Below are 21,994 nucleotides of genomic sequence, written 5' to 3' on the forward strand. Positions count from 1 at the left end.
ACCAGATGGTCCGTGTCAGAGTACATGAGACATCGATTCATGAACACGGGACAAGTTCCTGATGAAGACGAGCTGCAGGCAGAATTCGCGGGGATTGATCAAACTGAGCTCCACGAAGGGATCGCTGAGTTTGATGCAATTGTCGGAACTGGTGGTGCAACATGCGAAAGCTGATTGATCCACACCACCAGACACATTTGAGTTACGCCGTGCGCGGTGACGATGGCCGTAAGTTGGCCGAGGTGTTTGTTATTCGGCGGGATATGCTGCCGGCACGACAGCGCAGGAAGGTTAATGCGAAAGGACGGACAGCCAAATGATTTCATTTACGGTATATGGGAATCCGGTTGCACAGGGGCGACCAAAATTTTCTTCTCATGGTGGATTCACACGTGCGTATGATCCGAAGAATTCAAAGGATTACAAAGATTATGTTCGTTTGGCAGCTGCTGAACATGCACCTGCTGCATTGTTGGAAGGGCCACTTGGAATGGTGTTGACGGTGTACCGATCCACGCCAAAATCCTTCAGCCAAAAGAAATCAGCTCAAGCCGAAGCTGGACACATCGTCCCTATAACGAAACCAGATGTGGACAATTACCTGAAGGGTGTCAAGGATGCTCTTAAAGGTGTGATTTGGAAGGACGACAGCCAGGTTGTCGAAGTCTTTGCCCGGAAGCGATACAGCGCCCGGCCACGCATTGAAGTGAAGATCAAGGAATTATCACAATTATAAAATTTGAGGAGATGAACGATCATGACAAATGAAATGGTGAAGTTTACAGCAGAGGTAGCAAAGGGTATCAGCGTAGGAACGAAGGAAGTCACAATTAAGTTGCTCATTCCACTTACTGCAGTTGAATCGAAATTGTCTTCTTTAGCTAAGATGCAAGAAAAAGAAGTAATGGTATACCTCGGAGATCCACAAGGCGCATTTGATTTTGATGACGAGGATCGGGACCCTATGTACAACACTTGGGACGGTGGTCGTCGTGTAACGACAGATGCGTCAGGTGTAGTAACACAAATCGAGAAGCCGGGTTCTGAACCCGAGCAGGACGATAACCAAGCTCAGATGTTTGGTCCAGATGGAGAACCAATTCAGCCGGAGGAGTCGACTGGAGAAGGCCAAAAATCGGAGAATGAACAACCAACTGTTCCGCCAACAGATGGTGAAGATCCGGGTACGGATCCAAATGATCCATACGGTGATAACGATGACATCCCTGCCTGGATGAAGGAAGGTGGAGATGATCAGTCCAAATCGAAGGAAATGGACTTTACTTCTGAAGGTGGAGAAGGTGGCCAGCAGCCGTCAGCAGATCAAAATGAGAATGGTCAAACGGATGCCGAAAAAGAAAATGCTGCTGAAATCAGTAAGGAAGAACTTGAACAGTTTATTCTTGCTCAACGTCCAATTTTTGAAGATATAAAGCTGGCTGACTCACCTGCCGATTTCCCTGCACTATTGCAAATGAAAAACGAAGGAAAGACGTGGCTGGAAATCTCTCGGGAAATGAAAGTCCCAAGTTCACAAATCAGTTCTAAGTTAAACGTGTACAAAAAACGCGTCACTAAAATGATGCAGGATGGCGTAGCAGTCTAAGCATCATTCACATAGTATCAGCCCCGGTTGAACGTTGGCCGGGGTGACCACTTACACCCGTGAAACAGAACGTATGATCTTAAATTGACTATGAAAGGTGATATCGATGAACGGAAAAGTCGAGATTCCATCCGAAGTGCAACAGGCTTGGAATACGGTCGCACAGTTTTTGAACAAACAGGAGACGTTAACGTTTCACATAAATCCATTCCATAAGACGAACGAAGGAAAGCGTCAACGTAAATACACTTTGGAATCAACGGACAAGTCGATAAGCATCGTTGCATGTGAAGAATGGAAATCCGCTGATAAGCCAAAGGATGACTGAAACAAGGAAGGGGCAGCAACATGAATGCATTATTGAACAACGTTGAATATAAAATAGTTCACCCCGCGCCGATACAATGGGTGTTCTGGACTGGGATCAGCCTTCTAAAACGGTCATTGGTAGCGCGGACGTACATGCTGCTGCTGTGGCAGTCGCTAATCCGCGTATTCCGAAAGATAACGAGCAAGGAGTCTGAACGATCATCTCTTTGGACGGAACGCGTCATCGACCGCTCACTACGTTTGAGTTAGCCATGATTCAGAGCTTCCCGCAATTCCTTCCGGACGGACGACCATTCCAACTTGAAGGATGTAGCGATGCCAAAGCAAGGGAGTACATCGGAAACGCGGTACCGACTGATGCTCAAGAAGAAATGGGCAACGTTCTCCTGTTGGCAGCTGCAGAAGCTGAGGCAGGCATATCATTTGCATTGAGTTGGGACCCGGTATGGGTGGCTCCAGTTACAGATGAGCTTCCAGCAATTATTCATTAAGGTGGGCCACTTGTACCGATTGCAAGAGGGCATCCGCCTTGATTATAGAAGAAGGTGATCATTTGAAAGTCCAACGTATCTTGCATTACCCAGGCAGCAAGTGGAGCATGGCCGATTGGATCATCAGTCACATGCCGCCGCATCAAACTTATTTGGAACCGTTCTTTGGCTCTGGGGCGGTATTCTTCAACAAGCAGCGGTCATTCATTGAGACGATCAACGACAGGAGTGATGAGGTGACCAACTTGTTCGAGATAATCCGCAAACGTCCGGAGGAACTGGCCAGGGTGGTGTATTGGACTCCGTACTCGAGGTCCGAATACTATTTGTCCTATCAAACTGCTGATGATCCGCTTGAAAAGGCACGACGTTTCCTCTTACGAACATGGCAAGCTATAGGAGCGAAGTCTAGTGATCGGACGGGCTGGCGCAGTAACGTTCAAGCGGATAAAAGCCCGCATAAACTTGCTACTGGTCAATGGCGTGACCTTCCCGGACGGATTCTTCAGGCTACAGACAGGCTTCAGGATGTTCAGATAGAGAACCAAGATGCATTTCGCCTGATTGAGAGATATAACAGGAACGATGTACTTATTTATGCTGATCCTCCTTACGTTTTGGAAACAAGGAGCAATCGGATATATGCACATGAAATGACAAATCAAGATCATTGCAATCTGCTCGAGATCCTGGACAATCATCCCGGCCCAGTTCTGTTAAGTGGTTATGCTCATCCCATGTATGATAATCGACTGAAACACTGGCAACGAGAGACCAAACAAGTGAGGGCCGAAGCTGGCAGGATTCGGACAGAAGTTCTTTGGATTAATCCCGTCGCAGCCGGACAAGTCGGACAGATGCAATTGTTTTAATTTCTGTTAGATACAGTGGGCCATCACTATATTGACAGGGCCTTATCTGTCGCATCAATGGCAGCGATAAAAAGGGGAGCTGATGACATGGCCATCTCACCAAAGGTTATTCAGTTGATCGAACAAAAGCTTGCTCCGTTGATCGGAAGAGGTTGCCGCATTGATCAAATTAAAATGGTGTGTGCTGCAGGTACGGAATTGGTACAGCAAGGATCAGTCCAGACGGGTTACGGCATTCTGCGAGTAGAACCGAGTAATTTCATGCCACTAGGTAGGTCATATCTGATCGAAGATCGGTACCGGGGATTCATATGGGTACGTTGATTGATTACCGCGATATTTACGAACGATTAAAGGATGTTGTCGCTGATAGATGGAGCCCGGATCTGGATCGATTCGGGAAGCTGTATGAATGGAAGTTGAATGATAAGAGAGAGGATGATCAGGCATGAACGTGTATGAAGAAATCAGAGAACGCACAGAGGTAGCGGAATTAAGCAGCGCCGCTGAACGCGGATGGACACATTCAGAAACATTGATCAAAGATGTCCGTTATTTGTTGAAGGAGAATGTTCACCTTCGTAATGAACTTGAAGATGCATCGAATAAGAGCTTAGAACTCTCGCTTTTAGAAATGTGGCATGCACAAGGTATAAAAGAGATTTATAAATACAAGCATCGGATAAAAATTTACAGACGAGATGGTCTTGAGGGGTACGACCTTTTCAATGACATTACTTGTGGACATTTATTAAAGGATGTTGAAGATACGGCGAACTACCAAGATGCGACGGCAGAAGATTTTAAGGTGAGAGTGGATGTTCTTCTGGCCGAAAGGAAAGGTGAGAACACGCGATGACAACGAAATCCATAGCGGACAAGCCTCTCAGCCGTCGGCAGCAGGAAGTATATGACTTCATAGCCGATTTTATTGATTCAAAAGGTTATGGGCCGAGTATCCGTGAGATTGCCGATGCGTTTATGTTCGAATCTCCTTCGTCAGCTTTCAGCCATGTCGATATGCTGATTCGAAAAGGATATCTCAACCATAAGGCAGGTGGCGTGCGCACTCTTTCTTTGACAGATAAATCGGGTAGAAGGATTGCAATGGTGAGTCAGGCAGGCGTTATGGAATGGATCGCGCAGCAGAGTAACCAGCATGCCAAGGACGCAGCTGTGTATGCACTGCTCACTGATCTGCAAGACGGTATTCAAACAGGGAGGATATGCTGATGGTCGATTATCGCAAAGTTGATAAAACGGTATGGACACCGGAGCAGATAGCAAACCATCTGAAGGCCATCGGGGCTGAGCATCCACCAGAACGGCCGGACAAGCTGCAGAAGGCAGTTACGGCTCCACAACAACGTTACGGCAGCCATCGCAAATATCATAAGCGTGGAGGTGAATGGTAGGTTTGGATAGAGATCATAGAGCATTATTGTTGGAATGTGGATATCCGCAAGATTTGGTAAGTGGATGGAGCGCAGAGGATTGCGAAGCCGAATGGGAAGAATTTTGCAGTGAAGTTATTCCGGAATAACAATATCCCCCGCAAGCTTGGCGGCACGGCGGGGGACACATCGAATTAACCTCACCAAATTATACCACGGGTGAGGGGATCATAATGGGGAAACGCCGAAAAAACAACTTACAACTGACTTTTAACATCCTGCCGATTGACGAGAAAGCTACCCGCCGCGCTGTGGAGGAATATTTGGAAACGGTTCGTCAGTACCGGCAGATTGGTTTCCAAAGGCGCGAGGCAGCAGTTACGCAGGCGTATGTATATAGAGAACATCAGTCCACCAATGCAATCAGCAAGCAGACAGAGACAATTGCTGTTTATAACGTGGACAGAGAAGCTCAGCTAATCAACATGGATGAAAGACTTGAATTTGCAATGAGTAAACTGTCCAGCATCCAGCAGGAGGTCATCCAACGGAGTTACTTGGACCATGAAGGTGAGTTTGATTACATCATTGCTGGTGAAATGCATATGAGTGATAGACGTTTAAGGGAAATCAAACAAGCAGGGCTGGATACATTGGCAACAATAATGCGTTTGACTGTCTACCGTGAAGCGGCCAGTTCAGTCGTGTAAAAAGGGGTTCCGGTTTTTTGCCGGATTCTTGCCGCTTTGTTGCCCTTCGTTGGACTTTAGACGTGATATATTTGTATTGTGGAAATCGGGCGAGAATGAAACGCACAGCTGCAAAACGCGGCATATGACTGGGGCGTTCCTCTTCTCGCTTTTTCTATTTGACCTTCTTCCGGTTTGAGATATATTTAAAACAAAGGAGATGGTCACATGACATTAGTGAGTTGGATAATTAATATGGTTGGAATAGTGATTTCCGGGATAGGCTCATGGTATGCTTACAGGGGAGCACCGAGAGACACAATTGGTTTTGAAAGTAATTACTCTTTTCATCACTCCCGAGAAGAAGCAAATGAAATGTTCGAAAAATACAAGGATCGTCAGCAGTCCTCCCAACTTGGATTTAAACTTTTGATTATCGGATTTGGATTATTGGCATTTGCTCAGCTATTTGTTTTTCCTTCTAACTGAAATTAACGAGTAAACCTGAGGATAGGGAAGGAAGCGTTAAGATTTAATGCATTGAGCTAGGATTTTAAAATTGACCTTGCTTTGGCTTCATCAGTAAAATGGTCTTGTTCTACCTCTATAGTTACACAGTACGTATGCATTTAAAGCAAAGAGCAAAGCGTTTTTGCTGCGGACGGTACGGACGCCAATCTTTTAAAAGCGTCACACAATTCGCCAAAATCGTCATTGTATAGCCAAGAAACGTAATTCGATTAGCCATTATCGTACATATCATAGCCAAAGTCGTTCCTTCACTGGATCGGCTTTTTTTATTGGAGGAATTGAAGTGATCAGCAGAAGACGGAAGAAGATACGCATTCGTCCCAACAAGCAGCCGGAGAAATGCAAAGGTTGTGTATGGGGTAGGTGGGATGGTGTTAAGCAGTTCTGTAGTAGACCAGTTTGTCCAAAAGAGGTAAAATATCCCTAAACAACATAAGAAGGGATGTTACCAGATGTCAGATCGAGATGTAGTTTATGAAATTCTAAAGGTTATTCAATCAGGCAAAGAGCCGAAGAAAGAAGATATCGGAGCAGATAAGGAATCATTCCATGAATGGATGGAACAGATTCACGATGATAAACTTGCTGAAAGCATATCTTTTTCCAGGGGTGGATCGACCAACAAGATTCTAATCGTCTTCGCTAATGGTGCAAAACTTACTAAAGCTGGTCGAGAATACGTCGAACTTAAAGAGGCAGGAAAAATTTAAGATTGAGGAGGTTAAAAAATGGATTTTAAAGTACCGCACTTTGATTTACCAAGTTTTGAAGTGGTGAAACCTGTCAACACGCCAGCAGAAAATACCGCGAGTGAGTTTTACAAGAAAATCGTTAGAATGATCAATAACTTTGATCAGAGTTTGGACGATTCAAAAGAAGTAGGGGTAAGGTTAGTTTCTTATGGTCAAGCACTTACTTTCCATATCACAGATGTAAGCTATGAAAACCCTAGCTTGATTATGTTCAGTGGCATCTTAGATAATGGTGACCCTGTACATCTAGTACAGCACGTTACCCAAATCAGTTTCTTGCTTACGGCAATGCAGAGAAAAGAACCGGAAGAACCAAAGAGACAGATTGGATTTAATACCACAACACCTTAACGGGTGTTTTTTTTGCTCTTATATGACAGAATATGAGCCGTTCTGAGCTTCTTAAGATGAGAACGTCCGGTTTGCAGGGATCAGTCCATAAAAGAGCGGAGAACAGCGTCTGAGTGAGCGTATGCACGGATATGATGGTCGCCGAGATATTGAAACCAACTCAACTTAATTAGGGCAGAAGGAACGGGCAAATTTATGTCGAAATTGATATGCAAGTGAGGTGAAAAATGAATTCAATTCCTATACCACTATTGTCTGCAGGTGTCTCAGCTTTAATAGCAGTAACAACATTTTTAATTCTACATTTCTTTATTGAACCATACAAAGAAAAGAAAAGGAGGAAGTTCGATAGGTTACATAACTTATATAGTCCTTTGTATGCATTGATTATTTCCCGGGCATATCTTTTCGAAACATTTAATGTTACTTCAAAGAGTCCGGTTGTACTTGGGAGTATCAAAGACCATGAATTTCTAACCAAAGAATTCACTGATAAGCTAATGTTTGATAAATCTGCTTATGCTTCTACTGAGTTACTGGATGCCTGGGGCAAGTATGTTTCATCCATAGTAAAAACCCCTGACGAGGTTGTAGAACGCTTCGTTAAAGTAGCTGTAAAAGATTATAATGAGTTGAAAAAGCAACTAGGCATGGACTATGACAAAGAAGAATATAAAACTGGATTACCTAAAAATATCAGAATCAGAGCATCCAAGTTATAAGCTTGGGTGTTTTTTTGTTCAAAAATATTGGAGGTAGAGAACATGAACATCAGAATCGTGCCAATCGATCAGATTAATGCAGCAGCCTATAACCCCCGTGTTGACCTTCAGCCTGGGGATGTTGAATACGAGAAGCTTCGCCGCAGCATAGAGGAATTCGGTTATGTTGAACCAATCGTCTGGAACGAACGGACCGGAAACATGGTCGGCGGTCATCAAAGGTATAAGATCATGGTCAACGAGCTTGGCCACACTGAGCTAAAGGTGTCTGTCGTGGATCTCGACGATCAGCAAGAACGGCTCCTGAATATCGCTTTGAACAAAGTATCAGGTGATTGGGATGAGGATGCCCTATCGCAGTTGCTTGTTGAGCTGCAACAGGAAGGCGTGGACATATCCTTGTCCGGGTTCGACGATGTGGACCTTAAAAAGATGCTTGGTGAAATTGAGATCCCGAATTTCGAAGCGGGTACCGCAGAAGACCAAGGCGATTTGGGGGTATTGAGTTCAAAACTGGTGACTTGCCCGCATTGCGGGGAGGAATTCGAACATGATTGATTTAAAGGTGGATTGGGCGACACATGAAGCAGCGAAGTTTTCCTGTGAGAATTTCCACTATAGCCGCAGCTTGCCAGCAGGGAAGTCGGTGAAGGTGGGAGCATGGGAGAATGGCAAGTTTATCGGTGTTGTTATATTCAGCCGTGGGGCGACTCAGAATATCGGTTCTCCATATGGCCTGACGCAGCGTGAATGCTGTGAGCTGACGCGGGTTGCCTTAACCAAGCATCAATCATTTGTATCGGAGATCCTTGCCAAAGCGATCCGGTTCTTGAAGGAGCAATCCCCCAAAGTGGAGTTGATCGTCAGTTATGCTGATGTTGAGCAAAAGCATCACGGTGGGATCTATCAGGCGACGAACTGGATCTATGAGGGGAAGACGGACGGGGAACATTATTTCATTATTAAAGGGAAGAAGACACATCCCAAATCGATTCACAGCAAGTACGGTACCGGCAGTCAACGCATCGATTGGATCAGGAACAACCTGGATGCCAATGCCGAACTGTATCGGACAGATGGCAAGCACAAGTACCTGATGCCGTTAAACAAGAAGATGCGGCGTAAGATCCTACCTTTGCACAAACCGTACCCAAAATAAAAGGGAAGACGCGGTAACGTCTCCCCATTCCCCCAGGGTATCCCCCGGCTGAGATAGCGGCCCGCCGCGCGCGGCTTTATCGACAACATCCGCTATCTCGCATTCCATATTACAGGAAAGCCGAGGGATACACATGAGAACACCAGATGAAATTTTGTTGCAGCACGAGCTTGAAATCATGGAGGGCATCCTTGAGAGTAAAGAGCAGTACCGTAAAATCGTCAAGGCAGGGATTGCCCAGTGGGTTAAAGACCTACAGGCTGGACATATAAAGATGCAGACTGTTCAGGATCTGGAACGTCTCATCGAATTGGATATCAAGCTTCAGCAGGACGAGGCATTTCTTCCAGATAACTGAATGCAAACATATGTCGTCCACATGCCTCGCATACAAAGAGAATCAAAGTTTCATTTGGATCATCGAAAGGATCATGAACCTGTCTGACAATCAAAGAATTTTCAAGGCAGTAATTACACTTATGTTTAGTCACTTTTAACATCTCCTTTTGGTTGTATATATAATAATGTCCGATCTAAACCGACTTTCTCATATGGAAAACATAATATTTTTTTGTTGGGGGTGGTGATGGTGTAGCATGGCCAGAGAACGCAGTCCCGAGCGGGACAAGGCTAAACTGATGTGGCTGGAGAGCGGTGGGCAGATGAAACTAAAAGACATCGCCGCCGCTCTTTCTGTTCCCGAGTCCAGGGTGCGCAAGTGGAAGTCCATGGATCGCTGGGAAGATGAATTCAATGGGAGCGTTTCGGGGGATTCCAAAGGGAGCGTTCCAAATGGAACGAATGGGAACGCTCAGAAATCAAGGGGAGCGCCTAAAGGCAACAAGAATGCATCTGGCAATAGGGGCGGTGCTCCACCCGGGAATAAAAATGCCGTTGGGAACAGCGGCGGCCCTGGTGGTCCATACCGGAATAAGAAGGCGTTGAAGACAGGTATGTATGAAACCATCTTCCTGGATGCGTTGGAACCTGAAGAACAGGATATGTTTGATCAGATCGACACGGACCCCCTTGCTCAGCTCGAAGAACAATTAATCATGCTGTCGTTGCAAGAACGTAGACATATGAAGCGGGTCAAGCTTCTTGAATCCGGCTTGACGGATGAGGAACGTAAGACCAAGCAGGAACTCATGCAGCGGAAGGACAAGGTACCTGTTACAAGCCCCAAGACGGGAAAGGAAATTACGGTACCTCTGCTTACCGAAGGTATGAAAGTCACGGAGATCACGACCGTTGTCACATCCAAGCTGGACAAGATCCTCAAACAAGAGGAAGCCTTGGTCAAGACGAGGGATAAGAAGCTTCGGGTTATTAATCTGATTGCCAGTCTTCAACAAGAGGAAGAGAAATTGAGAATCGCCCGTGAACGTCTTGAGCTGGACAAATACAAGGTGCTTGGTCATGGGGGTGAGAGCGGGGGCGAAAATGATGTAGACGATGAAGATGACGATGGGGATGATTTAGATTGGTAATTGCACTTGCTAAGGAACACCGTCGTCGGATCAAGCGAAAACTGCAACAACGACCGGACAAACTCGCTGAGTTGAAAGCAATACTGTTGGACTTCGAGCAGTTTTGTTACCGCATGCTCAAGATTAAAGACAAGTCCGGGGCCATGGTTCGGTTAATCCTCAATGATGCCCAGCGGCGTTATGCTGCCAAAGTAATTGAGGATTTAGAAGCAGGGAAGCCCGTTCGAATTATCATACTTAAAGCCAGACAAATGGGATTTTCCACTGTGACAGAGGCATTGATCTACTATTTCACGTCTCTGCAGGAAGCGAAGAATGCCTTTATTGTTGCTCAGTCCTCAGATGCTTCAAGCAACCTATTCGATATGTTTCAGCTTTATTATGAACGTGTGCCACCAGTGATTCAGCCGATGACCCGCAAGAACAATGCCAAGAAGCTGACCTTTGAGAATCCGGCGATCCGGACGGCAGACCGTCGAAGGAATCCGGGGCTGAAATCAAAGATCACCGTACAAACGGCAGAAAGCCGAGTACTTGCCCGTTCGGATACGATTCATTATCTGCATGCTTCCGAAGTTGCGTTCTGGCCAGCCAAGAAAAAGAAGCGGCATTTGCTGTCGTTGTTGGCCGCATTGTCCAAGGAAGCGGGAAGCATCGGGGTTATTGAATCAACAGCCAACGGAATGGAAGAGTTCAAGCAATTATGGGATGCAGCTGTTAAGGGCGAGAATGATTTTTCTCCGCTCTTTTTTGCATGGTTCGAAATGCCCGACTATCGCAAACCGTTACCGCCTGGCTTTGAGCTCACAGAAGACGAACTGGAACTGAAAGCTAAGTACGGGCTGGATGATGAGCAATTGCAATGGCGACGCTACACCATCCGAAACGACTGTGGTGGCGATTCACGGCAATTCGAACAGGAGTATCCTTCTGAACCTGATGAAGCGTTCCTGTTATCTGGGGAAAGCATCTTTGATAACAAATTCATCAAGCGATTGCGGGATGCGATCACACTTAAAGGCAGCAAGTATGAAATTGATTTTGTTAAAGAAAAGGTTGTCCCAGCTCATGCGGGGGAACTGGTCATCTATCGCCAGCCGGAGCAAGGCAAACGGTATATCTTAGCGGCCGATACGGCCAAAGGTACTGAGGATGGCGACTATGATGCTGCTTATGTGATTGATGCACGTACAGGTGAAATGTGCGCTTCACTTCACGGTAAATGGGATACCGACTTATACGGAAAGAAACTGAACAGGCTCGGCTTGTATTACAACACAGCTTTGCTGGCAGTGGAAAACAACAACACTGGTGAATCAGTGCTTAACACATTGTTCAATACTTGTCATTACCCGCTGCTGTTCCTTCATAAGAAAGGCAAGCTTGGATGGGAAACCAATAAGGCAACCCGTCCTGTGATGATCAGTGATTTCAAAGAAGCCATTCGTGATGAGCTTTACGATATCTATTGTCCGGAGCTGTTCGGTGAGTGTATGACATTCATCGATAACAAGGGCAAAGCGGAAGCAGATAGCGGTTGTCACGATGACCGTATCATGGCTTATTCCATTGCCCTGCAGGTGCGTCAGGTGGCTGACAAATGGTTCGAATGGTTCAAGAAAAAACAACAGCAACAGGAGGAATCGAAGCATGAAGAACACAATGGGGGAGCGGGGTGGATTTAATTGAGTGAGGGTAATGCAGCGTGGGTTCCATTTGCAAAGGAAGAAGGTAGGCACATTCCATCCAGTGCCCAGCTTCCTGATGTATTCGACAGCTTATACGATCATCACGGCCTGTTGCCATTCGAACCGGGGAACGACCCTGCTTCTTGCAGACAACTTGTGAAGAACAGCAACATCATTCCTCAATGCATCGAGGCATATAAGCGCAACATTGCTGGCCACGGGATTGCACTGGAGTATTTGCCTGGGGAAAGTGATGAAACGGCCAAGGAAGAATGGAACAAAGCCGAACGATTCTTGGAGACTTGTAACCTCGAAGACAATCCCGAAGAGATTATAGGCCAGCTCATTGAGGACTTGGAAAGCACGGGGATGGCCAATATGGAAGTTGCTTGGCCTGCAGGGAGTGAGTTTCCGACGATCTTCCGTATGGATCCGAAGTATGTTCGTTATACCAAGGAGAGCAATCCGGCGACAATCAAACGCAAACGGCGGATCAGTTCCACCAAAAAGATTGAAGAGTTCTCACAGCAAATATATGCTCGGCGTTATGCCATGAAGCGGGGGACATCCGTAGTTTGGTTCCGACTGTTCGGTACCGATGGCACTCAGAATCAAATTATTCCGCTTCGCATTGGCAATGATGGAGCCTACGGTGAACCCCGTTGGTTTGGTAACGCGCCTGGTGTGGTTGGTTCCCGTGAAGCTGAGGAATTGAACGTATCCTATTTCTCGAATGGTCGGATGCTCTCAATGATCCTGACTGTGACTAATGGGAGACTCACTCAACAATCCATGGAGCTGTTAAGCAAGGTCAAAGGATCTCAATCTCAAGGCGGTATTCTTTACCTTGAAGCCAAAGGGCAAGAAACAGGCGGCCCACTGGACGATAAGGTCGAGAAAGTATCGATCAAGATGGACAAGCTGAACGACTTACTGCAGCAGGATGCACTCTTCCTTGATTATGGAAAGGAAAAGAAGGCTGATATCCTGTCGTCCTTCCGCTTGCCGCCGATTCTTGTTGGCCAAAGTTCAGACTATAACCGGGCGACAGCTCAGGCAGCGTTGGCATTCGCTGAAGAACAAGTTTTTGAACCTTACCGCAAGTGGATCATGAACGAAATTTTCAACAAGCGGTTGTTCCCAGCCATGGGAATCTTCCGAGTGAAGGCGGTGCTTCGAGCACCGAGCATCATTGATCCGGCAGATCGCAAGGCTATGCTGGACTTTCTTGCTGACCGCGGCATTATGTTGGTTCGTGACCTGATCCCGATTGCTGAGGATGTATTGGGTACCACTATTGACGAGAGCAAGTACAGCGAGGGATATCTGGATACTCCGATTGCTCAATTGGCAAGCAGTCAACCAGCGTTTCTTGATCCAGAAGGACAAGGTGATCCTGACGACTTGCAAGAACGTGTTTCCGTTATTGCGAAGCGTCTGATACGGAAGGCAAAGTCAGAGGTGGGTGTCCATGTGTGAAGCATGTTGGGAGCTGATCGCCAAGGCGGATGATGACGAGTTCTTGGATAGCCTAGAACTCACATATGTGGAACGCAAGCTGCTTGAAGAGTTGTACAAGCAGAGTGAGGACCGGATCATGGAGATCTTGGAACTACAAGGTCAAGCACTCCAGGAAGCGATAACTGAACTGAGCGAGGAAGCCCTTGGGAATATCGGCGAGCTGGGAAAGGTTCTTCTTGCCTTGCATACAGCCGACGTGTTTTCAGACCTGTTTGAACAAGCGGTGCAGGAAGCATTTGAACCGTTATTCGATCTGGCAGGAGAATCGGAGCTGCTGCAGCTGGACGAAGGAAAGGTTTGGAGTACCAAGAATAAGGCGGCCAAGAAATTCGTTAAGGAGATCCGCAGCCTGGTTCCCGATATGAATCAGTCTTCGACGGACACATTGCTCCGTAGCTTTGAAAAAGCGATCGAGGAAGGGAACACTCCTTCAGAACGTGCTTTGTTGGTGCAGGAAATTAGTCTTCAGGCAGCCGGGGGAGAAGACGGGCCATTCAGCATGCAGAGAGCTCAACGCATTTCCCGGACCATGAGCACGGCTGCGGCCAATGGCGGCAAGTTGGAAGGCTGGAAACAGTCTGAAATTGCCAAGGGCAAGAAATGGCGTTCCGCTGCCGGTACGAGGACCCGAAAGACTCACCGCAAGGCAAATGGTCAAGTCGTGGATTTGGATAAGCCGTTTAAGGTGGGCAAAAGTAAGCTGATGTATCCCGGTGATCCCGCCGGATCTCCTGAAGAAATCATAAGTTGCCGTTGCACGATGCAACTGGTACTTGATTAAGCGAGGTGAATTGCATATGAGAAGTGTTGGTATGGTGCTGTTGTGGTCATGCCTGTTTGCTATGGAACTGTACATGAGAGGAGGTGAAAGAAGAAATGACCTACAAAATGAAGGACGCAAAGATTACGCACTTGTCGCTGGTAGATAAGGGCGCCAATGGTGTGCCGTTTGCCATCATTAAGGCAGCAGGAAAGAATGCCATTCAGAAACAGGTCCAGATTGCCAAGGTGGATGACACACAACACATAGTTATTGGTGTGGTATATCAGCCTGATGTTGAAGATGTCCATGGTGACATGATGGATGCTGTCGAGATCGAAAAGGCAGCTCACTTGTTCATGGAGAACCAGCACACCTACAACATCGATAAGCAACATGATTTGGACGCTGACAAGGGCTATGTGGTCGAATCTTATATTGCCCCGTGTGATATGGAAATTGGCGACCAAGTGATTGCAAAAGGATCTTGGGTTGCTGGTGTGAAGGTGACTAATGATGATACCTGGGAAGAAATCCAGAAGGGTGACATCACAGGCTTTTCAATGTTTGGCGTGGGTAAGCGTGAAGAAGTTGAGGACGAAACAGTTTCAAAAGGACTTATTCAGACCATCAAAAAGGCGATTAACGCAGCGGTTGCACCGATCGTTAAAGGTGTCGTTGCTGACAAGTACAACAAGAACCGAAAGGACCGAGAATTTTGGGCTGCACAAGATGCGCTCAACTCGGTCCTTTTTCGTTGGAGCAGTTGGGAAAGCGGAATGGAAGATGATCCAACGGTAATTCGAGAAGCTTTACAAGACTTCGTGGATATCGCCCAATCTGTGCTTATTCAAGAGGACATCGTGAAGGCCATCGGTAAGCCGCCGGAACAGATCGCCAAGGCTGGTAAAAAGATATCGGCGGGCAATCTCAAGCATGTTGATGATGCCATTGCCGCATTAACGGAACTTAAAAACAAGACAGCTCCTGCAGATGATGAGGGGCAAGAGGAGGAAGACGATTTGAAACCAGAAGATATTGCAAAAGCCGTTCAGGCTGCAGTTGGGCCTATTGTTAAACAAATGGAGGGACTGGCAGCTGATGTCACTGAACTGAAGAAACAGGATGGCGAAGGTGATCCAGATCCAAACGCTGGAACATCGGGTGCAGGAACAAACACTAATCCAGAGGCTGATGCAGTGACTGATGCCATTGCCAAAGCGTTGGCCCCGTTGACTGAGCAAATGACTACACTGGCCGCTGATGTACAAATCGTTAAAAATAGCCGCGGTGGATCTGCTCAAGGTGGTACACCAGAAGATGACAAAATTCAAAAGTCTTCTGGTACTTCTACACTAGCCCGCTTCGTCTAATAAAAAGGAGGAATAAGAAACCATGAGAAATAACGGACAAATTGCAAATAACAGCATTAGAAAAGGTACGATTCATACAGGACTTGACCCGGCAGCCATGAACTATGAGGAAGTTGATGCATTTCTACAGATGGCATATGAATCTACAGAATTTTTGAAGGGTATCCGTACTGAAACCCGAGACAGTTCGAAGGGTACTATAGACAAGATCGGCGTGACAGGGCGAAACCTACGTAAGAAAAGAGAGGGGAATCCCGCTGGTAAGCAAACTGAACCTGTGTATCAACAAGTTCCTTATTCTGTTGTTCCTGTAACTCTCCAATATGAGATCACGGAAGAGAAGATTCGGATGGAACAGCGGGTTCGCAAACAAAATATTGAAGAAATCATCATGGGTGGCATGACCCGAAACTTTGGCGAAAACATGCAGGACTTGGGCTTTAATGGTGATATGAGCACCCCTAACACTGATCCTGATTATGACTTCCTGAGCATTGCTGATGGATGGTTGAAAAAAGCTCGCTCGACTGGGAATTTTGTTGATTGGAAAACTCTTGATGCTGCTGGTAAGCTCGGCGTTTTCTTCCGGTTGGAAAGATCTGTACCAACGCGTCTGCGCAGTAGCGGAGAATTTAAGTACTTCATGCATCCAAACACTTTTTCGGAACGTTTGGAACACTTGGCATCTAAAGATACCAGCGCCTCTGTTCAAATCCAAATCTTGGGCGCACAGAAGAGAATCAACAATTACGATGTGGAAGAAGTGCCACATATGCCTGAAGGTGCTGTCCTTTTCACGTATAAACCTAACTTTGTTATTGTAAACACCTATGACATGATCATTCGTAAGACAACCGAAGGTAAAGCGGCTGTCACTGAAGACAAGCGATTCTATGCCACGCATGCCGATGGGGACTTTATTTTTGAAGAACCTGGCGCTGTTGCAATGGCGGAAGGGGTGCAATTCTAATGCATAAGGTTACTTTCACTGGTCTAAACACTTCAATAACTAAATACAGCCTTCGCTTCGAACCGAACAAGCCTATTCTGGTTGATGATGAGATCGCGGAAAAGCTGAGACAGGAAGAACACTTCACAGTTGAAGACATTCAATCTGAACCAGTTCCGCCATCTGATGATAACGGTAAGGATGACGGACCGAACCTAACTGAACTGAAGGAGCAGGCAAAGGCTGCGGGTATCAAAGGGTATTCATCTATGAACAAGCAAGAACTGACCGATGCACTGTCAGCTCTGCCGCAGAAGGATGATCCTTATGCTAACGCCCCAACTTCTTAAAACCCGCAGTAGGGTAACTCCCATCCAAGAAGCTGAAACGGAGCAGTTGGAACAGTACATCGATGACGCGCAAGTACGTATTGAATTGTATCTGCCCGTTCCGTTCCCGGAGGTGGTAGACCGAACCATCATGCTCGCCTGGGTGAAGTTGGCCGAAGGACTGGCCCTTCAGGACAGTGAGGAATACTTGGCTGCCGTTGCCCGGAACTATGCATCTGAAAGTGACGGAGCTTGGACGTACACCCGGCAGGCCATCGCAGGTAAGACTACGGGAAACCCGGACGTGGACGCGATCTTGTTCCTTTGGGTCAAGAAACAACAGGAAGGGCCGGACGATGGCAACATCACGGCCTATTTGCTGTGAATCACCGATTTAAAACGCCGCTTGCAGTCTACCGGGTGGGCAGCAAGCGTGATGGTGATGATCTGTTTAACGATCGGAAGAGCGGGAAGATCGCGGATCTCAAGTGCCATGTCATCAAGACGGAAACATCCGACAAAGCTGATGCCAAACCGGTAATGTACATTGTCAAAAAGACAATCGGTGTTCCGAAGACGGCTGACGTTCGGGTTAGTGACGAAGTTGTCCTCTTTGGTCGCCGCTATTTGGTTATTGATTCTGATCCACGCAGATACTGGCGTGAATTGTTGGTCACATGTGAGGTGAAAGGCAATGATCGTTAATGACTTTGACGGGTTGGCCAGACGATTCAGGAAGCTGGCCGACAAGGGCATGAAGCAAGTGCTAACCAACATTGCCGAGGCCATGGGCGAGAGTCTACTGAACCACATCATTGATGAGATCGATCGGCAAGGCCTGATTGATACGGGCTTGATGTGGAACTCATTCACTCGCGGCGGTGACGGTAACGTATGGGAATGGGACGTGGACCGGAACGCTATCACATTGGAGGTTGGTTCCGATTTGGGATCGGGTTCATCCAAGCAAGGTGAATGGGGGTATCCCCGCCTTATCAATGACGGATACACTATCCATAAGGCTCACTTTGTTCCGGGGTATTGGAACAGCGGTGGGTCTTTTGTGTATGACCGCAATGCCAAAGGTGGATTTATGGCCAAGCCGCGTAGCTTCATCGGTCGCAAGTATTTCGACATAGCTGTCACTCAGTTTGAAGGCGGTATGAACCAGCTCATAATTCAACGCCTGGACAGAGAAATGGAAAGGGTGTTGCGATGATGGATACTGGATTGAAAGTGTGGGCTGAGATTGTGCGGTACGTATACCCGGATCTGGCAATACTTCGAGACCGGACGCAATGGCTTGCTGGTAATTTTGAACGGCCATCGGTGTTCATTGAAACGGATCTTGTATCTGATAAGACACACACGCCGCGAGCTAACCGAATCGTCGAGGATGTTGGACTGGTCTTCCACTTTGATAAGGAGCGAGTGACGGAGGAAGATGAAGGCGAGCCTATTCCCTTTGATCTGGCCCCGTTGTTCGCATTCCTTCGCCAGAAGAAGTACCTCTACGCTTCGAAACGCTTTGGTGTTGCACTGGTTATGGAACCACCACGCAACCGACCTGAAAAGGATCGGGTTGAGGTCACCTGCAGGTATTCTTATCTTTTGTCCGTGCCGAAGCTGCCTGTACCAAAGATCAATGAATTTCATATCGGCTATGAAGGAAAGGAGCTCAACCCATGAGCACAACACGCAAGGAAAAGCTTGTCGCTGCCGCTGTCCAGGAAGACCTGAACAAGCGGACCAAGCAGGAATGGATTGAGGGGGCACCTGCCTTAAAGCATGAACGCTTTGAGGTGGCGGGCGCCCTTTTTGATTGCAAAGCAACAGATTTGCTGTCTCAGCAGGAAGTACAAAGCAGATTGGATGCATTCTTGCGTCCGTCAGCAAAGAAGGAGGAAACGTTGAATGTCGATTCAGAGAGTTAGGCCAGGCGGATATGTGGAACTGATTGCGTTGGCCAAGGCCAGAGTGGTACCAGTGACAGGGCGAGTACTCATTCCGTATCAAGCGGAATGGGGAGCAGTCAACCAAGCCATAGATATGGCAGACACGTCCGAACGATTGAAGGAAAGCGGCCTGCAGGTGGACGAATTGGAGCTGGCTTCAGAAACAGGAGCAACAGTGGTCGGGTACCGAGTAACCAACGGTTCGGAAAAGGCTGCTGCTTCAGCAGTTACCGACAGTTACACAATTGAAGCACGTTACCCAGGACTGCGCGGCAATGATTTTGAATACATGATCCGCGCCAGCCTAGTTGATGCCACCAAGAAAGAAATTATCATCCGTGATTCCAAAGGGATTTACGACACAGAAACATTCACAGTTGCTGATAAGGCTGCGGCGGAAGAAGCCCTGAAGAAGTCCAATATGGTTCGCTTCAAATCCGTTGGGTCCGTGGATCTGGCTGATGTGGCATATACACCACTGACAGGTGCTGTATCCGGAACAGACACAATCACTGCAGCTGATTGGAGCCGTATCTTTAACCGGGTGGATGGTCTGACCTTTGATGTTTTTTACCTGCCATCGACGGAAGCGGCAGTTCAAGCCGCTGCCAAACAATGGCTGCTGGATCGGCGTACAAAAGCCCGCAGACTTGCTCAGTTGGTCGTTGCAGGGCTTGGGCTGGATGATACGGACATTGAGAAACATAATGCCCGCAGCAGGGCTATGAACGCTCGTTACATCGTCAACTGCTCCCTTGCCGGTACACACATCAACGGCAAAACATACAACTCAGTGCAATGGGCTGCATGGGTGGCTGGTCTAATGGCTGGAACGCCTGCGAACAAATCTTTCACAGGGGTTAAAGTGCCAATGACCCAAGCGGCCATTGATTGGAGTCACAGCGAGGTCATTAAAGGACTGGCTGAGGGTACGCTCATGGCTACTCGTGACGGTTATGACTATATCATTGAGTCGGCGGTCAATACACTGACCACGATGGGCGCAGGTGAACGTGAAGACTTTGGTAAGATCCGGGTATCCATGACAATTGATCAGGTCTTGAACGACATCTATTCCACAGCTAAGAAATGGAAAGCGAAGCTGGATAACGACAAGGATGGGCGAGGCATGTTTATTGCGGCCGTGCTGGAGTATCTGGCGATCCGCAGGAGTCAGAAGGCTATTGATGAAGGGTATACGTTTGTAGAAGATCCGAACAACGTAAGTGACTTCGATTATGCCTACTTCAAACTGTTTGCCAAGCCGCTTGATGCCATCGAGGCATTCTACATCACATGGGAGGTGGCTTAGTAAATGGAACGCGAACTTATTGGCCGTAATCTTTCCGTTGAAGACGATAACGGGGATGCTGTTCAAACCATTAAAGAAGTTGAGGTTACACTGAATCCAGAAACATTGGATGTTGTCCGAGCTCGCCGAATGGCGAAGACAAAACAAATCGTAGGCTATGAAATCCCGGTAAAACTGGTCATGTCCAAATTGGAATCCAGGCTCCGGTACCGCTTGTTGGAAGACTTTAAAGCAGGCAAGACGATGTTTCTTGATCGCATCACTGGAGCGCTGGAGGACATGCAAACCGGAAATACAGAACGTGTCTTGCTCACAGGTATTCATATTCACGGGAACATGGATATCTTGGTTGCTCAGATCGACAGCAATACCGGCATTGATATCACGTTGGAGGGAACGGCTACGGACTTTGAGTTTGTAGAGCAATTCCCGGATTACATGGCATAGGAGCGGGAAACCGTTCCTTTTCTTTTTTTGTCAAACACTTATAAAACATTGGAGGAATCATGATGAGCGACAAATTACAGAAATACCTTGCGGCTGGTACAGAAGCAGCCGAACCAGAACAAATTGAAGTGACAGTAGACGGAGAAAAATGGTCTGTTCGTCGTTTGACCACTATGGACCTGCGCCGCGCTTATGAAGCAGCATACAACGAGGACGGTACAGCAAAAGGTTCTTTTAACGACATTGACGCGATGATCGTCAAAGCGACTGAACATGAGTTTGACTGGAAAAACATCGAACTCCTGAAGGCATACAATTGCGTGAATAAAAATGAACTTCCACCACGCATGTTCAACGATCCAGATCATTATTTCATTTTGTCCAAGGCAGTCCGAAATTTTAAAGAGACGAAGGAAGAACTGCTCAAAGAAGCAAAAAACTCATCCGGCGAGACGGAGAAGCGAGCTGGGTAGCAGCTTTCTGGATCAATCAGAAGAAGTTACCGTTCGAAGTCTTGCCCTATGAAGTAAATAAGAACAGGCAATATCATTTTTGCTTGGCCGCATCGATGCTGGCAGAAGAAGAGCTGAAAAAGCTTAACAAAAAATAGGCCGGGGAGGGGGTGCATACTATGGCTACGGCCAGTCGTATTACTGTACCAATTGAAGCAAGGGATCTTGTATCAGGTACGCTTCGGCGTATGCAAAGTGGGTTGAGAAATACGCAAGACGATGTTGGTGGTCTTCGCCGTGCTGCCGATCGAATGGGACAGGAATTCAGCTCTTCCATTCATCGTGCAGGGGAGTCAGCCCGGGATCTCGGAGCCATGGTTGGGCGAGCTGCAGACGAGACCAGGCAACTTGGCCGTGCAACCGTGGGAGATTTGTTCCGACGTGCGCGTTCAAGCGCGGAAAACTTCCGTCGTTCGGTCTCTCGCGCTGATAGCGAAGTAAAAGGGATTTCAGATGCTCATGTACGTTTGCATGCTGATGACCAAATCAGCCCGTTGGTTGATAACATTTCGGCTAAGTTATCCGGCTTGGCTGCCTTGGGTAGTGGTTTGGTGCTGGGTGGCGGGATGTCCGATGCAGTGTTCGGCGGTGTAGGGGATTATTATAAGGAATCTTCACGGCTTGCCCCATACTTATCAACTCAGCAGCGTTCAGATGTTATGACCACAAATGATCGATTAGTTGCTCAAGGGCTTATCTCTGATAGAGCCACAGGAGCTGCTGAACTTTCTACCCTTACTCCTATGGTCCAGGACAAATCC

36 protein-coding genes and 1 pseudogene are annotated in these 21,994 nt (G+C 47.2%); all 37 read left to right on the plus strand.

All coding sequences use genetic code 11. The annotated features are described in order from the left end of the window. Positions 1-39 precede the first annotated feature (39 nt). A complete protein-coding gene (locus DC345_RS32075; protein ID WP_258530557.1) occupies positions 40-174 on the plus strand; it encodes a hypothetical protein in 135 nt (44 codons plus the stop codon). Further along, on the plus strand, positions 162-320 hold the full coding sequence (locus tag DC345_RS31640; protein WP_181586484.1) for a hypothetical protein: 159 nt from the start codon (positions 162-164) through the stop codon (positions 318-320). Before DC345_RS32075 ends, DC345_RS31640 begins: the two co-directional genes overlap by 13 nt. Continuing rightward, positions 317-736 (plus strand): RusA family crossover junction endodeoxyribonuclease, encoded by a 420-nt coding sequence (locus tag DC345_RS04895; RefSeq protein ID WP_113052137.1) that lies wholly within the window; start codon positions 317-319, stop codon positions 734-736. Before DC345_RS31640 ends, DC345_RS04895 begins: the two co-directional genes overlap by 4 nt. A 21-nt stretch (positions 737-757) precedes the next feature. After that, entirely contained in the window at positions 758-1,606 is an 849-nt protein-coding gene (locus tag DC345_RS04900; RefSeq protein ID WP_113052138.1) for a hypothetical protein, read from the plus strand. Between the two features lie 106 nt (positions 1,607-1,712). Further along, entirely contained in the window at positions 1,713-1,934 is a 222-nt protein-coding gene (locus DC345_RS04905) for a hypothetical protein (RefSeq protein ID WP_113052139.1), read from the plus strand. Positions 1,935-2,142: 208 nt separating this feature from the next. Beyond that, a complete protein-coding gene (locus DC345_RS04910; RefSeq protein ID WP_181586485.1) occupies positions 2,143-2,427 on the plus strand; it encodes a DNA cytosine methyltransferase in 285 nt (94 codons plus the stop codon). A 62-nt stretch (positions 2,428-2,489) separates the two neighbouring features. Continuing rightward, positions 2,490-3,299 (plus strand): DNA adenine methylase, encoded by an 810-nt coding sequence (locus DC345_RS04915; protein ID WP_113052180.1) that lies wholly within the window; start codon positions 2,490-2,492, stop codon positions 3,297-3,299. 87 nt (positions 3,300-3,386) lie between these two features. Continuing rightward, positions 3,387-3,623 (plus strand): hypothetical protein, encoded by a 237-nt coding sequence (locus DC345_RS04920; protein WP_113052140.1) that lies wholly within the window; start codon positions 3,387-3,389, stop codon positions 3,621-3,623. Continuing rightward, on the plus strand, positions 3,611-3,751 hold the full coding sequence (locus DC345_RS31645) for a hypothetical protein (RefSeq protein WP_181586486.1): 141 nt from the start codon (positions 3,611-3,613) through the stop codon (positions 3,749-3,751). The genes DC345_RS04920 and DC345_RS31645 overlap by 13 nt, the downstream gene beginning before the upstream one ends. Next, positions 3,748-4,158 (plus strand): hypothetical protein, encoded by a 411-nt coding sequence (locus DC345_RS32080; RefSeq protein ID WP_258530558.1) that lies wholly within the window; start codon positions 3,748-3,750, stop codon positions 4,156-4,158. Before DC345_RS31645 ends, DC345_RS32080 begins: the two co-directional genes overlap by 4 nt. Then, on the plus strand, positions 4,155-4,532 hold the full coding sequence (locus DC345_RS04930; protein WP_113052141.1) for a LexA family protein: 378 nt from the start codon (positions 4,155-4,157) through the stop codon (positions 4,530-4,532). Before DC345_RS32080 ends, DC345_RS04930 begins: the two co-directional genes overlap by 4 nt. Further along, the gene (locus DC345_RS04935; protein WP_113052142.1) at positions 4,532-4,714 is read left to right on the plus strand and encodes a hypothetical protein; all 183 of its coding nucleotides are present in this window, start codon (positions 4,532-4,534) and stop codon (positions 4,712-4,714) included. The genes DC345_RS04930 and DC345_RS04935 overlap by 1 nt, the downstream gene beginning before the upstream one ends. Before the next feature lie 2 nt (positions 4,715-4,716). Beyond that, positions 4,717-4,842: a hypothetical protein gene (locus tag DC345_RS32085; protein WP_258530559.1), complete on the plus strand. Its 126-nt coding sequence runs from the start codon at positions 4,717-4,719 to the stop codon at positions 4,840-4,842. 84 nt (positions 4,843-4,926) lie between these two features. After that, complete coding sequence (locus DC345_RS04940) at positions 4,927-5,403, plus strand: ArpU family phage packaging/lysis transcriptional regulator (RefSeq protein WP_113052143.1); 477 nt, start codon at positions 4,927-4,929, stop codon at positions 5,401-5,403. A 207-nt stretch (positions 5,404-5,610) separates the two neighbouring features. After that, complete coding sequence (locus DC345_RS04945; RefSeq protein ID WP_113052144.1) at positions 5,611-5,871, plus strand: hypothetical protein; 261 nt, start codon at positions 5,611-5,613, stop codon at positions 5,869-5,871. Between the two features lie 494 nt (positions 5,872-6,365). Then, positions 6,366-6,623 (plus strand): hypothetical protein, encoded by a 258-nt coding sequence (locus DC345_RS04955; protein ID WP_063564843.1) that lies wholly within the window; start codon positions 6,366-6,368, stop codon positions 6,621-6,623. 18 nt (positions 6,624-6,641) lie between these two features. Continuing rightward, on the plus strand, positions 6,642-7,016 hold the full coding sequence (locus DC345_RS04960; RefSeq protein WP_063564842.1) for a DUF6173 family protein: 375 nt from the start codon (positions 6,642-6,644) through the stop codon (positions 7,014-7,016). A 227-nt stretch (positions 7,017-7,243) separates the two neighbouring features. Then, positions 7,244-7,738 carry a hypothetical protein gene (locus tag DC345_RS04965; protein WP_113052146.1) on the plus strand — a complete coding sequence of 165 codons (495 nt, stop codon included), beginning with the start codon at positions 7,244-7,246 and terminating at the stop codon, positions 7,736-7,738. Positions 7,739-7,780: 42 nt separating this feature from the next. Then, on the plus strand, positions 7,781-8,296 hold the full coding sequence (locus DC345_RS04970; RefSeq protein ID WP_113052147.1) for a ParB N-terminal domain-containing protein: 516 nt from the start codon (positions 7,781-7,783) through the stop codon (positions 8,294-8,296). Then, positions 8,289-8,897, plus strand: a complete 609-nt coding sequence (locus tag DC345_RS04975; RefSeq protein ID WP_113052148.1) for a Mom family adenine methylcarbamoylation protein — start codon at positions 8,289-8,291, stop codon at positions 8,895-8,897. Before DC345_RS04970 ends, DC345_RS04975 begins: the two co-directional genes overlap by 8 nt. A 133-nt stretch (positions 8,898-9,030) precedes the next feature. Continuing rightward, the gene (locus DC345_RS04980) at positions 9,031-9,255 is read left to right on the plus strand and encodes a hypothetical protein (protein WP_113052149.1); all 225 of its coding nucleotides are present in this window, start codon (positions 9,031-9,033) and stop codon (positions 9,253-9,255) included. Between the two features lie 238 nt (positions 9,256-9,493). Beyond that, complete coding sequence (gene terS, locus DC345_RS04985) at positions 9,494-10,387, plus strand: phage terminase small subunit (protein ID WP_113052150.1); 894 nt, start codon at positions 9,494-9,496, stop codon at positions 10,385-10,387. Then, positions 10,381-12,072: a terminase large subunit gene (locus DC345_RS04990; RefSeq protein ID WP_113052151.1), complete on the plus strand. Its 1,692-nt coding sequence runs from the start codon at positions 10,381-10,383 to the stop codon at positions 12,070-12,072. The genes terS and DC345_RS04990 overlap by 7 nt, the downstream gene beginning before the upstream one ends. After that, entirely contained in the window at positions 12,073-13,554 is a 1,482-nt protein-coding gene (locus DC345_RS04995; RefSeq protein ID WP_113052152.1) for a phage portal protein, read from the plus strand. Next, on the plus strand, positions 13,547-14,377 hold the full coding sequence (locus DC345_RS05000) for a phage minor head protein (RefSeq protein WP_113052153.1): 831 nt from the start codon (positions 13,547-13,549) through the stop codon (positions 14,375-14,377). The genes DC345_RS04995 and DC345_RS05000 overlap by 8 nt, the downstream gene beginning before the upstream one ends. Positions 14,378-14,484: 107 nt before the next feature. Next, on the plus strand, positions 14,485-15,729 hold the full coding sequence (locus DC345_RS05005; RefSeq protein ID WP_258530560.1) for an XkdF-like putative serine protease domain-containing protein: 1,245 nt from the start codon (positions 14,485-14,487) through the stop codon (positions 15,727-15,729). Between the two features lie 22 nt (positions 15,730-15,751). Continuing rightward, positions 15,752-16,699, plus strand: a complete 948-nt coding sequence (locus DC345_RS05010) for a phage major capsid protein (protein WP_113052155.1) — start codon at positions 15,752-15,754, stop codon at positions 16,697-16,699. Beyond that, on the plus strand, positions 16,699-17,028 hold the full coding sequence (locus tag DC345_RS05015; protein ID WP_113052156.1) for a Rho termination factor N-terminal domain-containing protein: 330 nt from the start codon (positions 16,699-16,701) through the stop codon (positions 17,026-17,028). The genes DC345_RS05010 and DC345_RS05015 overlap by 1 nt, the downstream gene beginning before the upstream one ends. Further along, a complete protein-coding gene (locus DC345_RS05020; protein ID WP_113052157.1) occupies positions 17,006-17,392 on the plus strand; it encodes a head-tail connector protein in 387 nt (128 codons plus the stop codon). The genes DC345_RS05015 and DC345_RS05020 overlap by 23 nt, the downstream gene beginning before the upstream one ends. Next, the gene (locus tag DC345_RS05025) at positions 17,389-17,712 is read left to right on the plus strand and encodes a hypothetical protein (protein WP_113052158.1); all 324 of its coding nucleotides are present in this window, start codon (positions 17,389-17,391) and stop codon (positions 17,710-17,712) included. Before DC345_RS05020 ends, DC345_RS05025 begins: the two co-directional genes overlap by 4 nt. After that, positions 17,702-18,226, plus strand: coding sequence for an HK97 gp10 family phage protein (locus DC345_RS05030; RefSeq protein WP_113052159.1), 525 nt, complete (start codon positions 17,702-17,704; stop codon positions 18,224-18,226). Before DC345_RS05025 ends, DC345_RS05030 begins: the two co-directional genes overlap by 11 nt. Continuing rightward, the gene (locus tag DC345_RS05035) at positions 18,226-18,696 is read left to right on the plus strand and encodes a hypothetical protein (protein ID WP_258530561.1); all 471 of its coding nucleotides are present in this window, start codon (positions 18,226-18,228) and stop codon (positions 18,694-18,696) included. Before DC345_RS05030 ends, DC345_RS05035 begins: the two co-directional genes overlap by 1 nt. Then, entirely contained in the window at positions 18,693-18,941 is a 249-nt protein-coding gene (locus DC345_RS05040; RefSeq protein WP_258530562.1) for a hypothetical protein, read from the plus strand. The genes DC345_RS05035 and DC345_RS05040 overlap by 4 nt, the downstream gene beginning before the upstream one ends. Then, the gene (locus DC345_RS05045) at positions 18,922-20,274 is read left to right on the plus strand and encodes a phage tail sheath subtilisin-like domain-containing protein (RefSeq protein ID WP_113052161.1); all 1,353 of its coding nucleotides are present in this window, start codon (positions 18,922-18,924) and stop codon (positions 20,272-20,274) included. Before DC345_RS05040 ends, DC345_RS05045 begins: the two co-directional genes overlap by 20 nt. Before the next feature lie 3 nt (positions 20,275-20,277). Then, entirely contained in the window at positions 20,278-20,721 is a 444-nt protein-coding gene (locus tag DC345_RS05050) for a phage tail tube protein (protein ID WP_113052162.1), read from the plus strand. A gap of 62 nt (positions 20,722-20,783) precedes the next feature. Beyond that, on the plus strand, positions 20,784-21,194 hold the full coding sequence (locus DC345_RS05055) for a hypothetical protein (protein WP_113052163.1): 411 nt from the start codon (positions 20,784-20,786) through the stop codon (positions 21,192-21,194). Between the two features lie 158 nt (positions 21,195-21,352). Then, a pseudogene (locus DC345_RS05060) lies at positions 21,353-21,994 on the plus strand (tail tape measure protein); the annotation flags it as partial.

Origin of the sequence: Paenibacillus taichungensis (assembly GCF_003287275.1) — a bacterium.
GTDB lineage: Bacteria > Bacillota > Bacilli > Paenibacillales > Paenibacillaceae > Paenibacillus > Paenibacillus taichungensis_A.

Excerpts from the sequence above, each read along its gene's own strand:
- DC345_RS04940 (WP_113052143.1), top strand. The coding sequence starts at position 4,927 with ATGGGGAAACGCCGAAAAAACAACTTACAACTGACTTTTAACATCCTG.
- DC345_RS05020 (WP_113052157.1), top strand. The coding sequence starts at position 17,006 with ATGCTAACGCCCCAACTTCTTAAAACCCGCAGTAGGGTAACTCCCATC.
- terS (WP_113052150.1), top strand. The coding sequence starts at position 9,494 with ATGGCCAGAGAACGCAGTCCCGAGCGGGACAAGGCTAAACTGATGTGG.
- DC345_RS04980 (WP_113052149.1), top strand. The coding sequence starts at position 9,031 with ATGAGAACACCAGATGAAATTTTGTTGCAGCACGAGCTTGAAATCATG.
- DC345_RS32075 (WP_258530557.1), top strand. The coding sequence starts at position 40 with ATGAACACGGGACAAGTTCCTGATGAAGACGAGCTGCAGGCAGAATTC.
- DC345_RS04960 (WP_063564842.1), top strand. The coding sequence starts at position 6,642 with ATGGATTTTAAAGTACCGCACTTTGATTTACCAAGTTTTGAAGTGGTG.
- DC345_RS04895 (WP_113052137.1), top strand. The coding sequence starts at position 317 with ATGATTTCATTTACGGTATATGGGAATCCGGTTGCACAGGGGCGACCA.
- DC345_RS31645 (WP_181586486.1), top strand. The coding sequence starts at position 3,611 with ATGGGTACGTTGATTGATTACCGCGATATTTACGAACGATTAAAGGAT.
- DC345_RS04975 (WP_113052148.1), top strand. The coding sequence starts at position 8,289 with ATGATTGATTTAAAGGTGGATTGGGCGACACATGAAGCAGCGAAGTTT.
- DC345_RS04965 (WP_113052146.1), top strand. The coding sequence starts at position 7,244 with ATGAATTCAATTCCTATACCACTATTGTCTGCAGGTGTCTCAGCTTTA.
- DC345_RS05050 (WP_113052162.1), top strand. The coding sequence starts at position 20,278 with ATGGAACGCGAACTTATTGGCCGTAATCTTTCCGTTGAAGACGATAAC.
- DC345_RS04930 (WP_113052141.1), top strand. The coding sequence starts at position 4,155 with ATGACAACGAAATCCATAGCGGACAAGCCTCTCAGCCGTCGGCAGCAG.
- DC345_RS05055 (WP_113052163.1), top strand. The coding sequence starts at position 20,784 with ATGAGCGACAAATTACAGAAATACCTTGCGGCTGGTACAGAAGCAGCC.
- DC345_RS05045 (WP_113052161.1), top strand. The coding sequence starts at position 18,922 with ATGTCGATTCAGAGAGTTAGGCCAGGCGGATATGTGGAACTGATTGCG.
- DC345_RS04920 (WP_113052140.1), top strand. The coding sequence starts at position 3,387 with ATGGCCATCTCACCAAAGGTTATTCAGTTGATCGAACAAAAGCTTGCT.
- DC345_RS04935 (WP_113052142.1), top strand. The coding sequence starts at position 4,532 with ATGGTCGATTATCGCAAAGTTGATAAAACGGTATGGACACCGGAGCAG.
- DC345_RS05015 (WP_113052156.1), top strand. The coding sequence starts at position 16,699 with ATGCATAAGGTTACTTTCACTGGTCTAAACACTTCAATAACTAAATAC.
- DC345_RS04955 (WP_063564843.1), top strand. The coding sequence starts at position 6,366 with ATGTCAGATCGAGATGTAGTTTATGAAATTCTAAAGGTTATTCAATCA.
- DC345_RS05040 (WP_258530562.1), top strand. The coding sequence starts at position 18,693 with ATGAGCACAACACGCAAGGAAAAGCTTGTCGCTGCCGCTGTCCAGGAA.
- DC345_RS05000 (WP_113052153.1), top strand. The coding sequence starts at position 13,547 with ATGTGTGAAGCATGTTGGGAGCTGATCGCCAAGGCGGATGATGACGAG.
- DC345_RS05035 (WP_258530561.1), top strand. The coding sequence starts at position 18,226 with ATGGATACTGGATTGAAAGTGTGGGCTGAGATTGTGCGGTACGTATAC.
- DC345_RS32080 (WP_258530558.1), top strand. The coding sequence starts at position 3,748 with ATGAACGTGTATGAAGAAATCAGAGAACGCACAGAGGTAGCGGAATTA.
- DC345_RS05010 (WP_113052155.1), top strand. The coding sequence starts at position 15,752 with ATGAGAAATAACGGACAAATTGCAAATAACAGCATTAGAAAAGGTACG.
- DC345_RS04970 (WP_113052147.1), top strand. The coding sequence starts at position 7,781 with ATGAACATCAGAATCGTGCCAATCGATCAGATTAATGCAGCAGCCTAT.
- DC345_RS05030 (WP_113052159.1), top strand. The coding sequence starts at position 17,702 with ATGATCGTTAATGACTTTGACGGGTTGGCCAGACGATTCAGGAAGCTG.
- DC345_RS04945 (WP_113052144.1), top strand. The coding sequence starts at position 5,611 with ATGACATTAGTGAGTTGGATAATTAATATGGTTGGAATAGTGATTTCC.
- DC345_RS05005 (WP_258530560.1), top strand. The coding sequence starts at position 14,485 with ATGAAGGACGCAAAGATTACGCACTTGTCGCTGGTAGATAAGGGCGCC.
- DC345_RS31640 (WP_181586484.1), top strand. The coding sequence starts at position 162 with ATGCGAAAGCTGATTGATCCACACCACCAGACACATTTGAGTTACGCC.
- DC345_RS04905 (WP_113052139.1), top strand. The coding sequence starts at position 1,713 with ATGAACGGAAAAGTCGAGATTCCATCCGAAGTGCAACAGGCTTGGAAT.
- DC345_RS04900 (WP_113052138.1), top strand. The coding sequence starts at position 758 with ATGACAAATGAAATGGTGAAGTTTACAGCAGAGGTAGCAAAGGGTATC.